The following is a 14,018-nucleotide window of genomic DNA, read 5'->3' as shown; positions in this document are numbered from 1 at the left end:
AGAAGTGAGCACCCCCGACCTTCCCCTCGCCCAGAGCGGCGGCTGCGGCGACGGCTGCGCCTGTGGCGCTGCCTCCGACATGGCAGACGACGTCTACCTGGAGTGCGGCCTCGACCCCGCGCTCGCCGCCCTCCTCGCCGACGCCGGCCTCGACCCCCTCGAGGTCGAGGACATCGCCAACGTCGCCATCCAGGAGGACCTCGACGGCGGCGTGGACGTGACGACCGTCGCGACCATCCCCGAGGAGGCCCGCGCCACCGCCGACTTCACCGCCCGCGAGGGAGGCATCGTGGCCGGCCTGCGGATCGCCGAGGCGGTCGTCTCCGTGGTCTGCACCGACGAGTTCGAGGTCGAGCGGCACGTCGAGGACGGCGACCGCGTGGAGGCCGGACAGAAGCTGCTCAGCGTCACGACCCGCACCCGTGACCTCCTGACGGCCGAGCGCAGCGCCCTCAACCTCCTGTGCCGCCTGTCCGGTATCGCGACCGCCACGCGCGCGTGGGCGGACGTCCTGGAGGGCACCAAGGCGCGGGTCCGCGACACCCGCAAGACGACTCCCGGCCTTCGTTCCCTGGAGAAGTACGCGGTCCGCTGCGGCGGCGGCGTCAACCACCGCATGTCCCTGTCGGACGCGGCTCTCGTCAAGGACAACCACGTGGTGGCCGCCGGCGGCGTCGCCCAGGCCTTCAAGGCCGTACGGGACGCCTTCCCGGACGTACCGATCGAGGTCGAGGTCGACACCCTGCACCAGCTGCGCGAGGTCGTCGACGCGGGCGCCGACCTGATCCTCCTGGACAACTTCACCCCCGGCGAGTGCGACGAGGCCGTCTCGGTCGTCGACGGCCGCGCCGTGCTGGAGGTCTCCGGCCGGCTCATCCTGAAGAACGCCAAGGAATACGCCGACACTGGCGTCGACTACCTGGCGGTCGGCGCCCTCACCCACTCCTCGCCGATCCTCGACATCGGTCTCGACCTGCGACCGGCGGAGTAGGTACGGCCATGCTGCTGACCATCGACGTGGGAAACACCCACACCGTCCTCGGACTCTTCGACGGCGACGAGATCGTCGAGCACTGGCGCATCTCCACGGACGCGCGCCGCACGGCCGACGAGCTCGCGGTCCTCCTCCAGGGCCTCATGGGCATGCACCCGCTCCTCGGGGACGAACTGGGCGACGGCATCGACGGCATCGCCATCTGCGCGACCGTGCCGTCGGTGCTGCACGAGCTGCGCGAGGTGACGCGGCGGTACTACGGCGATGTACCGGCGGTGCTGGTCGAACCCGGCGTGAAGACGGGCGTACCGATCCTCACCGACAACCCCAAGGAGGTCGGCGCGGACCGCATCATCAACGCGGTCGCCGCCGTCGAGCTCTACGGGGGCCCCGCGATCGTCGTCGACTTCGGTACGGCGACCACGTTCGACGCGGTGTCCGCGCGCGGGGAGTACGTCGGCGGGGTGATCGCGCCCGGGATCGAGATCTCGGTCGAGGCGCTCGGGGTGCGGGGGGCTCAGCTCCGGAAGATCGAGGTGGCACGGCCCCGGGCGGTGATCGGCAAGAACACGGTCGAGGCGATGCAGGCGGGCATCATCTACGGGTTCGCCGGTCAGGTGGACGGTGTGGTGACCCGGATGGCGAAGGAGCTGGCCGAGGACCCGGACGACGTGACGGTGATCGCCACGGGCGGTCTGGCGCCGATGGTGCTGGGCGAGGCGTCGGTGATCGACGAGCACGAACCGTGGCTGACGCTGATCGGGCTGCGGCTGGTCTACGAGCGGAACGTGTCCCGTATGTGACCACGGCGCAGGTCCACCTGGGTGGCTCCCGGCGCCACGCCCTCCCCCGATGTCGAATTTGTCTGATTAGCGCGTATCGTCGCCGCATGCCCACGCCATTCGGATCTCGCGGCGGCATGGCGTTCGGTGCGGAGGAGCTGCGTGTGCTCCGTCGCGCCCTCGCCCTCGCCCTCCACCCCGGCCCCGCCTCCGCAGAGGACGTCCAGGACTGTCTCAGGCTCGCCGAGTCCGTCGACGAGGCGGCGCACGAGGGGATCAGGCTGCGGGCCTTCCTCGTGGCCGACCTCGCCCGCTACCGCGCCGCCCTGCCCGGAACCGCCGCCGGATACCTCACGCTCCTTGAGGAGGCGCTGGGTGCCGGGTACCGGCCGGACCCGGACGACCTCGCCGCCCTCCGGGCCCTGCGGGGGAACCCGGTCGCCGCCGCCCTCCTGGAACGCTGTATGCGACACGCGGAGCGGGACGTACGGGCCAGGCTGGGCGCCAGAACGGCCGACCGCGCGCCGGTCGCACCCAAGGTGCCCGCCTCCCGTACCCGTCTCCTGGCCCTGCCCGGCGGTCTCGCCGCCCAGGAGCCCGCCAGGAAGCCCGCCGAGCGGCCCGCGGAGAAGCAGCCCCAGGAACGCCCCGCACCGGCGCCGAGGCCCGCGCCCGACGCCCCCAGGCCCGGCCGTCCCGTCCCCACCCCGGGCGAGGTCTTCCCGCGCCGCAAGCCGACGCCTCCCGCGCATCCCCCACAGCAACTCGCGGCGGGCTGAACAGAGCAGGGAAGGCACAGACGGCCGAACAGAGCCGCGCTCACCGAAAGGCCCGGGCCCCCCGCCCGGGCCTTTCGTCGGCCCTGGCTACTCTGGTCCCCATGGACTACGTCTCCGCGCTCGTGCCCCCCGTAGTGATGGCCGTGCTCTTCATCGCTGTGATCGTGACGATGGTGAAGAGTCAGGGCGGTGCCAACAAGGCCAAGGAGGACGCCGTCGTCGACGCCACCCTCGCCCGGGCCGAGCAGACCCGGCAGGCAGGACAGGATCGCCCCGTTTCGTAGGTGTTTGACGGTGAAAGCGCACGTCCTTCGCGCTATTCACCGTTTCTCCCACTAGTGTGCTGAGTTGTGCCTCGCCCATTGGGAGAACTCGAAGACGCGGTCATGACGCGGGTGTGGAAGTGGAACCGCCCGGTCACCGTTCGAGAAGTCCTGGAAGATCTTCGGCAGGAACGGTCCATCGCCTACACCACGGTGATGACCGTTTTGGACAATCTCCATCAGAAGGGCTGGGTCCGTCGCGAGGCGGAAGGCCGGGCCTATCGATATGAGGCGGTCTCCACCCGTGCCGCCTACGCGGCCGCGCTGATGAACGACGCGTGGTCGCAGAGTGACAACCCCGCCGCCGCTCTCGTCGCCTTCTTCGGCATGATGAGCGAAGAACAGCGGCTCGCCCTCAGGGATGCCGTTCGCATCGTCGAAGGGCCGGAACAGGTCGAACAGCCCCGAGAGCCCGAACAGCCGGAACAGACGCAACAGGCGGAAGCCGCGGAACATACCGCCTACGAGAACCCCGCCTCGGTCCAGGACCCCACCGGGCGATAGCGTCCGCTCATGTCAGCGATCCGTCCCGAAGTCACCGCGAAAGCCATCACCGTCCGGCGGGCCAGGACCAGCGATGTCCAGGCCGTACGCGGACTCCTTGACTCGTTCGTCCGTGGCCGTATCCTGCTCGACAAAGCGACGGTGACACTTTACGAGGACATCCAGGAGTTCTGGGTCGCGGAACGCGACGACAACGGTGAGGTCGTGGGCTGCGGCGCACTCCACGTCATGTGGGAAGACCTTGCCGAAGTCCGCACTCTTGCCGTGAACCCCGACCTCAGAGGTTCCGGTGTCGGGCATCAGTTGCTGGAGAAGTTGCTGCAGACCGCCCGCTGGCTCGGTGTTCGTCGCGTTTTCTGTCTGACCTTTGAAGTGGACTTCTTCGGGAAGCACGGCTTCGTGGAGATCGGTGAGACACCGGTTGACACCGATGTCTACGCCGAGCTGATGCGTTCCTATGACGAGGGCGTCGCGGAGTTCCTCGGTCTCGAACGAGTGAAACCGAACACCTTGGGCAACAGCCGGATGCTTCTGCATCTGTGATCGGGCATCGGGCAATTCTGTGAGCCGCCCTGCCCGGGTTCCCTATGTCCGAAACGCGCACGTTTCCGGTCCATGGTGGGACGGTCGGTCTCTCCCGGGGGTTTGTGTTTTTCACGCAAAAGCGGTTTGCTTTCCGATGTACTGCAGTACTGCATATAACAGGGGACGCGAATCGGCGGCGCATGCCGCAGGCCGGCTCCCGAGTTATCGATGAAAGGAAATCCGGTGGCACAGAAGGTTCAGGTCCTTCTTGTCGACGACCTCGACGGCGGCGAGGCCGACGAGACCGTGACGTTCGCGTTGGACGGCAAGACGTACGAGATCGACCTCACGACTGCCAATGCCGACAAGCTTCGCGGTCTCCTCGACGCCTACGTCAAGGGCGGTCGTCGTACTGGAGGCCGTGCTTCGGGTGGGCGTGGAAAGGTGCGCGTCGCTACCGGCGGCAGCCAGGACACCGCGCAGATCCGTGCTTGGGCGAAGGAGAACGGTTACGAGGTCAATGACCGTGGCCGTGTTCCCGCGTCCATTCGTGAGGCTTACGAGAAGGCCAACGGCTGAGCGCACGCGCGCCGCAGTCGGATGCGATGGCATTGCGTCGCCAACGTGTCCACCAGCCGTACGAGATCGGGGGCGCCTCCGACGCCCCCCAGGGCCGACATCCTCGGCAGCGGGATTCCGGTCCCGCATCCTGTTTCAGGGGGTCGCAGCCAGACAGCGGCCCCCTGCGGATTTGCGGGGCCCGGGGAATCGCCCGTTTCGGCGAGCCCCGGCAGTGCGGTCAGGCCGGGCAGCGTGGGGAGCCCGGGTGGCCGGGGCGCCTCGATACGGCCGCCCGCGCCGATCGCCTTCAGCTCCGGTGTGAGCCCGCCCCACTCCAGCCAGTCCAGCAGCCCCGGCAACTCGTCCGCGCTGCCCGGGGCCACCAGCAGCAGCATCCGCTCCCCGCGCAGGGCCACCGGGGAGACCGGCGCCCGCGTCTGCCCCCGGTGGCGCAGCGCCGCGAAGCCCGCTTCCGCCGGCACGTCCAGCACGTCGAAGCACGGGCCCACGGCCAGCAGCAGCGGAAGCCCGGTACCACCGGGACCGCCGGAACCGGGCACTGTCGCCCACCCCAGTTCGTTCTCGTACCAACGACGGACATCACCCGTGTCGCCACTGCTGGTGCCGCGCGTGAGATCACGCGTGGTGTCGTCCGTATCAAGAGGACGACGAGGAAGGGGAACCGAGGGCGCCATGCCAAAGCCAACCGCCAGGAGAGGCCGCGAGTTACGCTGGGTGTCTCCGTGGGCGCACAGAGTGGCGATTCCGGGGACGCGCAGAGCAGTTCGGCGGCGCAAGGTTGTTCGCCCGTAGCGGAGGGAACCCGTGCATCCGGCATGGAGTGTCAGTCCGTACGGGTAAGACATCCCTAGTGGGAGGGGGCGACGCGCAGAAAAGGCCGTCTCACGTTCGCCATCGGCGTACTGATAGTGAGGGTAACTGCCTGGCCTGCGGGAACATCGTCTCGCACGATCGGGTTGGAGCATATGTCGGCGTACGGGGTCAGGAGGCTGTGTTGGTTCTCGGTCCGGTGTCGGCAGTTGGAATGAGCGGTCCCCGCTTGCGGGACTAAGCTGCGGAAGGACAGGGAGGGGAGCGTCCCCTTACTGCCTGACCGCTCTGAGGAGCGATTAACGATGTTCGAGAGGTTCACCGACCGCGCGCGGCGGGTTGTCGTCCTGGCTCAGGAAGAAGCCCGGATGCTCAACCACAACTACATCGGCACCGAGCACATCCTCCTGGGCCTGATCCACGAGGGTGAGGGTGTCGCCGCTAAGGCCCTGGAGAGCCTCGGGATTTCGCTCGAGGCGGTCCGCCAGCAGGTGGAGGAGATCATCGGGCAGGGGCAGCAGGCCCCCTCCGGGCACATCCCCTTCACCCCCCGTGCCAAGAAGGTCCTGGAGCTGTCGCTCCGCGAGGCCCTTCAGCTGGGCCACAACTACATCGGCACGGAACACATCCTGCTCGGCCTGATCCGCGAGGGCGAGGGCGTCGCCGCCCAGGTCCTCGTCAAGCTGGGCGCAGACCTCAACCGGGTGCGGCAGCAGGTCATCCAGCTGCTCTCCGGCTACCAGGGCAAGGAGACCGCCGGCGCCAGTGGCGGTCCTGCCGAGGGCACCCCCTCGACGTCCCTGGTCCTCGACCAGTTCGGCCGGAACCTCACCCAGGCGGCCCGCGAATCCAAGCTCGACCCGGTCATCGGGCGCGAGAAGGAGATCGAGCGGGTCATGCAGGTGCTGTCCCGCCGTACGAAGAACAACCCGGTCCTCATCGGTGAGCCCGGCGTCGGCAAGACCGCCGTCGTCGAGGGTCTCGCCCAGGCCATCGTCAAGGGCGAGGTGCCCGAGACCCTCAAGGACAAGCACCTCTACACCCTGGACCTCGGCGCGCTGGTCGCCGGCTCCCGGTACCGCGGTGACTTCGAGGAGCGCCTGAAGAAGGTCCTCAAGGAGATCCGCACCCGCGGCGACATCATCCTGTTCATCGACGAGCTGCACACGCTCGTCGGCGCGGGTGCCGCCGAGGGCGCCATCGACGCGGCCTCCATCCTCAAGCCGATGCTGGCCCGTGGTGAGCTCCAGACCATCGGTGCGACCACGCTCGACGAGTACCGCAAGCACCTTGAGAAGGACGCGGCCCTCGAGCGCCGCTTCCAGCCGATCCAGGTGGCGGAGCCTTCCCTCCCCCACACGATCGAGATCCTCAAGGGCCTGCGCGACCGGTACGAGGCGCATCACCGCGTCTCGATCACCGACGAGGCCCTGGTGCAGGCGGCGACGCTCGCCGACCGGTACATCTCGGACCGGTTCCTGCCGGACAAGGCGATCGACCTCATCGACGAGGCCGGTTCCCGGATGCGCATCCGCCGGATGACCGCTCCGCCGGACCTGCGCGAGTTCGACGAGAAGATCGCCGGCGTGCGCCGCGACAAGGAGTCCGCGATCGACTCGCAGGACTTCGAGAAGGCCGCCTCTCTCCGTGACAAGGAGAAGCAGCTCCTCGCCGCAAAGGCCAAGCGCGAGAAGGAGTGGAAGGCCGGCGACATGGACGTCGTCGCCGAGGTCGACGGCGAGCTGATCGCCGAGGTCCTGGCGACAGCCACCGGCATCCCGGTCTTCAAGCTGACCGAGGAGGAGTCGAGCCGCCTGCTGCGCATGGAGGACGAGCTCCACAAGCGGGTCATCGGCCAGATCGACGCCGTCAAGGCGCTGTCGAAGGCGATCCGTCGTACGCGTGCCGGTCTGAAGGACCCGAAGCGTCCCGGTGGTTCGTTCATCTTCGCCGGCCCGTCCGGTGTCGGTAAGACCGAGCTGTCCAAGGCGCTCGCCGAGTTCCTCTTCGGTGACGAGGACGCGCTGATCTCCCTCGACATGTCGGAGTTCAGCGAGAAGCACACGGTGTCGCGTCTCTTCGGTTCCCCGCCCGGATACGTGGGTTACGAAGAGGGCGGCCAGCTGACCGAGAAGGTCCGCCGCAAGCCGTTCTCCGTCGTCCTCTTCGACGAGGTCGAGAAGGCCCACCCGGACATCTTCAACTCGCTGCTGCAGATCCTGGAGGACGGTCGTCTGACCGACTCCCAGGGCCGGGTCGTGGACTTCAAGAACACGGTCATCATCATGACGACCAACCTCGGCACGCGGGACATCTCGAAGGGCTTCAACCTGGGCTTCGCGGCCTCCGGTGACAAGAAGTCCAACTACGAGCGCATGAAGAACAAGGTCTCGGACGAGCTCAAGCAGCACTTCCGCCCCGAGTTCCTCAACCGCGTCGACGACGTCGTCGTCTTCCCGCAGCTCACGCAGGTCGACATCCTCCAGATCGTCGACCTGATGGTCGGCAAGGTGGACGAGCGCCTCAAGGACCGGGACATGGGCCTCGAGCTCTCCCAGGCCGCCAAGGAGCTGCTGTCCAAGAAGGGTTACGACCCCGTCATGGGCGCCCGCCCGCTGCGTCGCACGATCCAGCGTGAGATCGAGGACACGCTCTCCGAGAAGATCCTCTTCGGTGAGCTGCGCCCCGGTCACATCGTGGTCGTCGACACGGAGGGCGAGGGTGAGACCGCGACCTTCACCTTCCGGGGTGAGGAGAAGACGGCGCTGCCCGACGTCCCGCCGATCGAGCAGGCGGCCGGCGGTGCCGGACCGAACCTGAGCAAGGAGGCGTGACCCTCCGGGGTGCGTCCACAGGCTCTGCCTGAGGGCTCGCCCTGAAGGTTCCGCTCGTACGAGAGGGGCCGGTGCTTCACAGCACCGGCCCCTCTCGCATGCCCTGGCGACCGAACTACGACAGCTGGCCGTCGTAGTCCGGCAGCTTGTAGGTCTTCTCCGCGTGGCCACCCGACAGGTCGGTGGCGGTGTTCCCGATGTTGGCGATGATCGTGTAACCCTTCGACTCGATGTCGACGCGCTGCGCGGTCTTGTAGTCGCCCACGTTCTTGAAGAGGTCGATCAGATTGCGGGTGTACAGCCCGGTGACGTTGTAGCCGACGTGCGTGAGGTTGTACTGCGTCGTGGGCTTGATGATGTCCGGGCGCGCGGTGACGAAGAAGAGGGCGACGCCGTGGTCCTGGGCGTACTGGGCCACCTTCAGCACGGGAGCGTTGGCCGGGGACGGGTAGCTGAAGCCGAAGTCGGTCTCCAGGGTGGTGTTGTCGATGTCGAAGACGATCGCCGGCTTCTCACCCGTGGAGGCGGCGGCTATGCGCTGCTTCAGATAGGGCAGCGCCTGGTCCATCACGGCTTGGCAGTCCTGTTGCCAGGTGGCGTAACTGACGGCCTCGGCAGCGGCTGCCGACGCGGTCGCGGTGGTGGTCGCGGTGGTGGCGGCCTCGGCGGTGCCGGGGCCGGCCAGTGTCACCGCGGCGACCGCGGCGGCTGCGGTCAGACCGATACGTCGGGTCCAGGGCGTCCAGGAGCCTGTGGTCATCGGGATGGGGTCCTCTCACGTAGGGCAGTGCGGTGCCCGGGCATGCACCTGTCAGATGCATGCTTGCGGGGGTGAGTGGCGCTGACGAGAAGGGCACATTACTCACGGGTAGCGGTGAGGTGCCAGTAGTCGGAGCGGGTTTATTCGGACACTGATGGATCTTGCGGGCCGGTGACATGATGCACAGGCGAAATGTCCGTTACTAACGTGATTAGTGGGGGAGGGTGCGGGTGGATCGTGGTTTGTGGGGGGTCGTGGCTTCGGTCGCTATGTCAAGAAGTAGGTGATTTTGAGGTCTTCTACGACCTTGTGTCGTAGATCGGCGGTTTGAGAACGGGCGCCCCTCGGGGTTACCAAGGGATTGCCCATCCGGCGGGATCGCTCGTGCCGGGTGGCTTTTCTGTCCCCGTCCCCGTGAGGTATCGATGTTCCAGCGCGCCACCACCCCGTCCCGCGAGGCCCGTACGGCCCGTGTCTCCCGTGTCTCCCGCGTCTCGGTTCTGGCCGCCGGGCTCGGGGCCTCGGTCGTCCTGGGGGCTGCCGGGGTCGCGGCCGCTGCCGGGACCGGGGTGACCGGTTCGACCGGCGCCGTCCAGGTCCAGGTCGCCGCCAAGAAGGCCGCCACCTGGGTGGACCCGGTCAAGAAGTACACGCTCAGCGCCAGCTTCAATCAGGCCGGCACCATGTGGTCGTCCACCCACTCCGGCCAGGACTTCGCCGTGCCGAGCGGCACCAAGGTCGTCGCCGCGCACGGCGGCACGGTCGTCAAGGCCGGCGGCAACGGCGCCGGCGACGGGGCGGCGTACGGCAACGCCGTCGTCATCAAGCACGGCAACGGGACCTACTCGCAGTACGCCCATCTCTCGCGGATCGACGTGAAGGCCGGCCAGGTCGTGGCCACCGGGCAGCGCATCGCCCTGTCCGGCAACACGGGCAACTCCAGTGGGCCGCACCTGCACTTCGAGATCCGTACGACCGCGAACTACGGGTCCGCCGTCGACCCCGTGGCGTTTCTGCGCGGCAAGGGCGTGACTGTCTGACGGGTGGGACGGCGCGACCATCCAGCGGGGGCGTGCGGTTACGAAGGTAGTCCCGCGCCCTCGTGTGCCTGGGTCACCAGGCCGATCGCGACCTCCAGGACCGCCTCGCGCTTCGCGTCCGCGTCACCTACGAGGTCCTGGAGCACGAACATCCCGGCGTGCAGAGTGAACATCGCGCTGATGCAGCGGACCTGGTCGACCAGGGGGGCGTCCGGGTCGATGATGATCTCCCGCATGCCGAGCATCCGGGACTTGAACATGTCGCCGATGCTCAGGTCCCGTACCGTCGCCTGGTTCTCCTGCATGAAGCGGAAGAGGGGGGCCGCTTCGGTGAGCGCCTGACTGTAGCGGCGTACGATCTCCTGCTTCATGGCGAGGGTGTGCGGCTGCTGCCGACCCCACTCGATCAGTTCCTCGATCGGCTTCGTCAGATCCTCGAACAGGCTGACGATGATCTCTTCCTTGGTCTTGAAGTGGTAGTAGAGCGCCGCCTTCGTGACGTCGAGACGCTCGGCGATCTCGCGTAGCGAGGTCTTCTCGTAGCCCTGTTCGGCGAGGAGTTCGAGCGCCACGTCCTGGATGCGCTGGCGGGTGTCCCCGCGACGGCGCTGTTTGGTGCGGTCCATGCCCGTACTCCGACTTCTGCTTCTGAAGGCCCTGTCCTTGGTAAAAAACTTACTTGACGCCCGGCTAGTTAGGGGTCTAGCTTCCCCAGTGTAGCCAACTTGCCGGTCGGCAAGTAAGTAGGAGTTCGTGGGGGAGTGGGTCGGAGACGATGGCGGACAAGCGAGCGGTTGTGGACGAACAGACCGGGCAAGCCGGGCAGGTTGAGCAGGTTGCGCAGGTCGAGGGGCACGAGCCGGGTAAGCAGCCGCGGAGTGTGCGGGTGGTGCTGCTCGCGCTCATGATCGCGATGATGCTCGCGATGCTGGACAACATGATCATCGGCACGGCGATGCCGACGATCGTCGGTGAGCTGGGCGGCCTCGCGCACCTGGCGTGGGTCGTGACCGCCTACACGCTCGCCACCGCCGCCTCCACCCCGATCTGGGGCAAGCTCGGCGACATGTACGGGCGCAAGGGCGTCTTCATGAGCTCGATCGTGCTCTTCCTGATCGGGTCGGCGCTCAGCGGTATGGCCCAGGACATGGGACAGCTGATCGGCTTCCGCGCCGTGCAGGGGCTCGGTGCGGGTGGCCTGATGGTCGGCGTCATGGCGATCATCGGGGACCTCATTCCGCCGCGTGAGCGTGGCAAGTACCAGGGCATGATGGCCGGCGTGATGGCGCTCGCCATGATCGGCGGACCGCTGGTCGGCGGCGCGCTGACGGACCACCTGGGCTGGCGCTGGTCGTTCTACATCAACCTGCCGCTGGGTGTGGTCGCGCTCGCCGCCATCAGCGCCGTGCTGCACCTGCCGAAGAAGCGGTCGAAGACACGGATCGACTATCCGGGCGTCGCGCTGCTGACCGTCGGCATCACCTCGATCGTGCTCGTCACGACCTGGGGCGGTTCGGAGTACGCGTGGGACTCCGCCGTGATCATGGAGCTCATCGGGATCGGCGTCGCCTCGCTCGTCGGGTTCGTGTTCTGGCAGACCAAGGCCGCCGAGCCGATCATTCCGCTCCACATCTTCCGCAACCGCAACTTCACGCTGATGTCGATCATCGGCTTCATCACCGGGTTCGCGATGTTCGGTGCGGTGCTGTTCCTGCCGCTGTACCAGCAGGCCGTGCAGGGCGCGTCCGCGACCAACTCCGGGCTGCTGCTCCTTCCGATGCTCGCGGCGATGATGGTCGTGTCCATGGTCGCGGGGCGGGTGACGACGGGCAGTGGCAAGTACAAGGTGTTCCCGCTGGCCGGTGGTGTGCTGCTGAGTGTCGGGCTGTACCTGCTCGCCCAGATGGACACGGAGACCACACGGCTGACGTCCGGTCTGTACATGGCGGTGGTCGGGGCCGGCCTCGGCTGTCTGATGCAGATCACCATGCTGGTCGCGCAGAACAGCGTCGAGATGAAGGACATGGGCGTGGCGTCCTCCACGACCACCCTGTTCCGTACGCTCGGGTCCTCGTTCGGGGTCGCGATCATGGGGGCGCTGTTCAACAGCCGGGTGCAGGACGTGATGAGTGAGCGGGCCGGGGCCCTGGGGTCCAAGGTGACCGAGCAGTCGGCGCAGCTGGATGCGGCGAGCCTGGCGAAGTTGCCGGCGGCGGCGCGGGAGGCGTACCAGTACGCGGTGTCCTCGGGGACGCATTCGGCGTTCCTGGTGGGGGCTGTGGCCGCGGTCGTGGTGCTGGGGGCGGCGGTGTTCGTGAAGGAGGTTCCGTTGAAGGGGGCGGGGCCGGAGAAGGATGCGGCGCCCGTGGCGGCCGCGGGATGAGGTTGCGGTCGGGGTCCCTGGGGGCTGCGCCCCCAGACCCCCGCCGCCGGCCCTGAACGGGCCTTGTCCTCAATCGCCGGACGGGCTGGGGGTGCGGGCCGGCGCTGGAGAGGTGCCGCCCGGGTGGAGGGGGTTCCGGTCGGGCTGGAGAAGCGGTGGGGGCAGGTGGGTGGGAAACGCGGCTCGGGCAGAACCAGCCTCGTCCCAGGTCCTCAGGCCGACCCAAACGCCCCGGCCGACGCTGGACAGATGCGGTGAACGGGCAGACGGGTGGGCGACACGCGGCCTGGGCTGCCGCACCGGCCCAGCCCCTCACGCACGGGCGAGACGGACGTGTACCCCCTCGGAACCCCCACCCCCTCAGCTGCTCGTCCGAGGCATCATCGGGTAGCTGCCCGTGTTTGTCGGGGCGTGTTCCGGGAGCCACAGGACTGCTACCGCGCCCTCTGCGGCGACGTCGTCCGGGGCGCCGGGTGGGCGTATGTTGCGGAACGTCAGGCGGGCGCCCATGACTCGGGCCTGGCCTGCGGCGATGGTGAGGCCGAGACCGTGGCCGTGTCCCGAACGGTCACTGCTGCCCGTACGAAAGCGGCTCGGACCGTCCGCCAGCAGGTCCTCGGGGAAGCCGGTGCCGTGGTCGCGTACGCGGATGACCCGGCCCTCGACGGAGACCTCTACGGGCGCCTTGCCGTGCCGTGCCGCGTTGGCCAGCAGATTGAACAGCACGCGCTCCAGCCGACGCGGATCGGTCGTGACCTCCGACTCGTGCACCACGTGCACGGCGATCTCCGGGTCCTTCGCGAGCACCCGGCGGGCCACGAACTCGCCCAGCATGATGTCCTGCAGCTCGGCCCGCTCCGACGCGCCGTCCAGACGGGCCACCTCCAACACGTCCTCGACGAGCGTGCGCATGGCCTGCGCCCGGTCCAGGACCAGTTCCGTCGGGCGCCCGGGCGGCAGGAGTTCGGCCGCCGTCAGCAGTCCCGTCACCGGCGTACGCAGCTCGTGCGCGATGTCGGCGGTGACCCGCCGTTCCGCCTCCAGTCGCTGCTGCAGGGTGTCCGCCATCGCGTCCACCGCCCGCGCGAGGTCGTCCGTCTCGTCGCGCACGACACCGCCGATGGCGTCCCGCACCCGTACGTCCGTCTCGCCCCTGGCGACCTGGTTCGCGGCAGCCGCCGCCTTGCGCAGCCGGCGCGACAGCTGGGCGCCGATGAGCACACCCAGCGCGCTGCCGCCGAGGACGACGGCGATCGAGCCGATGATCAGCGCCTGGTCGAGGTCGGCCATGATGTCCGTACTGCGGTCGGTGAACCCGGTGTGCAGCGACATGATGTGGCCGTCCTTGAGCGGTACGGCCGCCCAGATGTCCGGCACCCCGTCCGGCCGGTCGGCCACGTAGGTCGCCCGGCGGCCCTGCGCGGCCTTCTCCCGCAGTGCCCGCGGCAGGTTCGGGTCGTCGACCTTGATGCCGGGGAAGTTGGGCCGCCCCGACATGTTGTAGTTGCTCTGCCCGATCAGTACGCGTTCGTCCGCGAGGTCGCGCGCGCCGTCCAGCATCGACACCCGGGCCGCGTTGTGCACGACCAGGCTGAGCGTGACCGCCACGAGCGCGCCGACCAGCGCGATGGCGGCGCTCAGCTTCCATCTGAGCCCGGTGTGGATGCCCGTGAACCGAGTGAATCCGAAGGAACGCATGGGC

Annotated in this window: 14 protein-coding genes; 10 read left to right on the top strand and 4 right to left on the bottom strand. The window is 68.2% G+C overall.

What is annotated here, in order from left to right; all coding sequences use genetic code 11:
- Positions 1-4: 4 nt before the first annotated feature.
- From nadC to QA861_RS43755, 7 genes are all read left to right on the top strand, one after another.
- Complete coding sequence (gene nadC, locus QA861_RS43785; protein ID WP_334594519.1) at positions 5-991, top strand: carboxylating nicotinate-nucleotide diphosphorylase; 987 nt, start codon at positions 5-7, stop codon at positions 989-991.
- 8 nt (positions 992-999) lie between these two features.
- Positions 1,000-1,797: a type III pantothenate kinase gene (locus tag QA861_RS43780; protein ID WP_006383273.1), complete on the top strand. Its 798-nt coding sequence runs from the start codon at positions 1,000-1,002 to the stop codon at positions 1,795-1,797.
- 116 nt (positions 1,798-1,913) lie between these two features.
- Positions 1,914-2,555 (top strand): hypothetical protein, encoded by a 642-nt coding sequence (locus QA861_RS43775; protein WP_334595042.1) that lies wholly within the window; start codon positions 1,914-1,916, stop codon positions 2,553-2,555.
- A 101-nt stretch (positions 2,556-2,656) separates the two neighbouring features.
- Entirely contained in the window at positions 2,657-2,839 is a 183-nt protein-coding gene (locus QA861_RS43770; RefSeq protein ID WP_006383270.1) for a hypothetical protein, read from the top strand.
- Positions 2,840-2,941: 102 nt separating this feature from the next.
- Positions 2,942-3,382 (top strand): BlaI/MecI/CopY family transcriptional regulator, encoded by a 441-nt coding sequence (locus QA861_RS43765; protein WP_443041695.1) that lies wholly within the window; start codon positions 2,942-2,944, stop codon positions 3,380-3,382.
- A gap of 9 nt (positions 3,383-3,391) precedes the next feature.
- Positions 3,392-3,925, top strand: coding sequence for an amino-acid N-acetyltransferase (locus tag QA861_RS43760; RefSeq protein ID WP_334594517.1), 534 nt, complete (start codon positions 3,392-3,394; stop codon positions 3,923-3,925).
- A gap of 225 nt (positions 3,926-4,150) precedes the next feature.
- Complete coding sequence (locus tag QA861_RS43755; RefSeq protein WP_006383287.1) at positions 4,151-4,486, top strand: histone-like nucleoid-structuring protein Lsr2; 336 nt, start codon at positions 4,151-4,153, stop codon at positions 4,484-4,486.
- On the opposite strand, the gene QA861_RS43750 is transcribed toward QA861_RS43755, so the two are convergent.
- A complete protein-coding gene (locus QA861_RS43750) occupies positions 4,465-5,163 on the bottom strand; it encodes an SCO3374 family protein (protein WP_334594516.1) in 699 nt (232 codons plus the stop codon). The genes QA861_RS43755 and QA861_RS43750 overlap by 22 nt on opposite strands.
- Before the next feature lie 441 nt (positions 5,164-5,604).
- Between QA861_RS43750 and QA861_RS43745 the strand changes: the two genes are divergently transcribed.
- Entirely contained in the window at positions 5,605-8,133 is a 2,529-nt protein-coding gene (locus QA861_RS43745) for an ATP-dependent Clp protease ATP-binding subunit (protein WP_334594515.1), read from the top strand.
- Positions 8,134-8,248: 115 nt separating this feature from the next.
- Here QA861_RS43745 and QA861_RS43740 read toward each other — a convergent pair whose 3' ends face one another.
- Positions 8,249-8,893: an HAD family acid phosphatase gene (locus QA861_RS43740; protein ID WP_334594514.1), complete on the bottom strand. Its 645-nt coding sequence runs from the start codon at positions 8,891-8,893 to the stop codon at positions 8,249-8,251.
- Between the two features lie 425 nt (positions 8,894-9,318).
- On the opposite strand from QA861_RS43740, the gene QA861_RS43735 reads away from it, so the two are divergent.
- Positions 9,319-9,933 (top strand): M23 family metallopeptidase, encoded by a 615-nt coding sequence (locus QA861_RS43735; protein ID WP_334594513.1) that lies wholly within the window; start codon positions 9,319-9,321, stop codon positions 9,931-9,933.
- A 38-nt stretch (positions 9,934-9,971) separates the two neighbouring features.
- Here QA861_RS43735 and QA861_RS43730 read toward each other — a convergent pair whose 3' ends face one another.
- Positions 9,972-10,559, bottom strand: a complete 588-nt coding sequence (locus QA861_RS43730) for a TetR/AcrR family transcriptional regulator (RefSeq protein WP_334594512.1) — start codon at positions 10,557-10,559, stop codon at positions 9,972-9,974.
- Positions 10,560-10,708: 149 nt separating this feature from the next.
- On the opposite strand from QA861_RS43730, the gene QA861_RS43725 reads away from it, so the two are divergent.
- Positions 10,709-12,316 carry an MDR family MFS transporter gene (locus QA861_RS43725; RefSeq protein WP_334594511.1) on the top strand — a complete coding sequence of 536 codons (1,608 nt, stop codon included), beginning with the start codon at positions 10,709-10,711 and terminating at the stop codon, positions 12,314-12,316.
- A 360-nt stretch (positions 12,317-12,676) separates the two neighbouring features.
- Here the strand turns inward: QA861_RS43725 and cseC are convergent, their stop codons facing one another.
- Entirely contained in the window at positions 12,677-14,014 is a 1,338-nt protein-coding gene (gene cseC, locus QA861_RS43720; protein ID WP_334594510.1) for a two-component system sensor histidine kinase CseC, read from the bottom strand.
- Positions 14,015-14,018: the final 4 nt, after the last annotated feature.

It is taken from the genome of Streptomyces sp. B21-083 (assembly GCF_036898825.1).
Taxonomy (GTDB): Bacteria; Actinomycetota; Actinomycetes; order Streptomycetales; family Streptomycetaceae; genus Streptomyces.
This window is presented reverse-complemented; position numbering and strand designations above follow the sequence as displayed.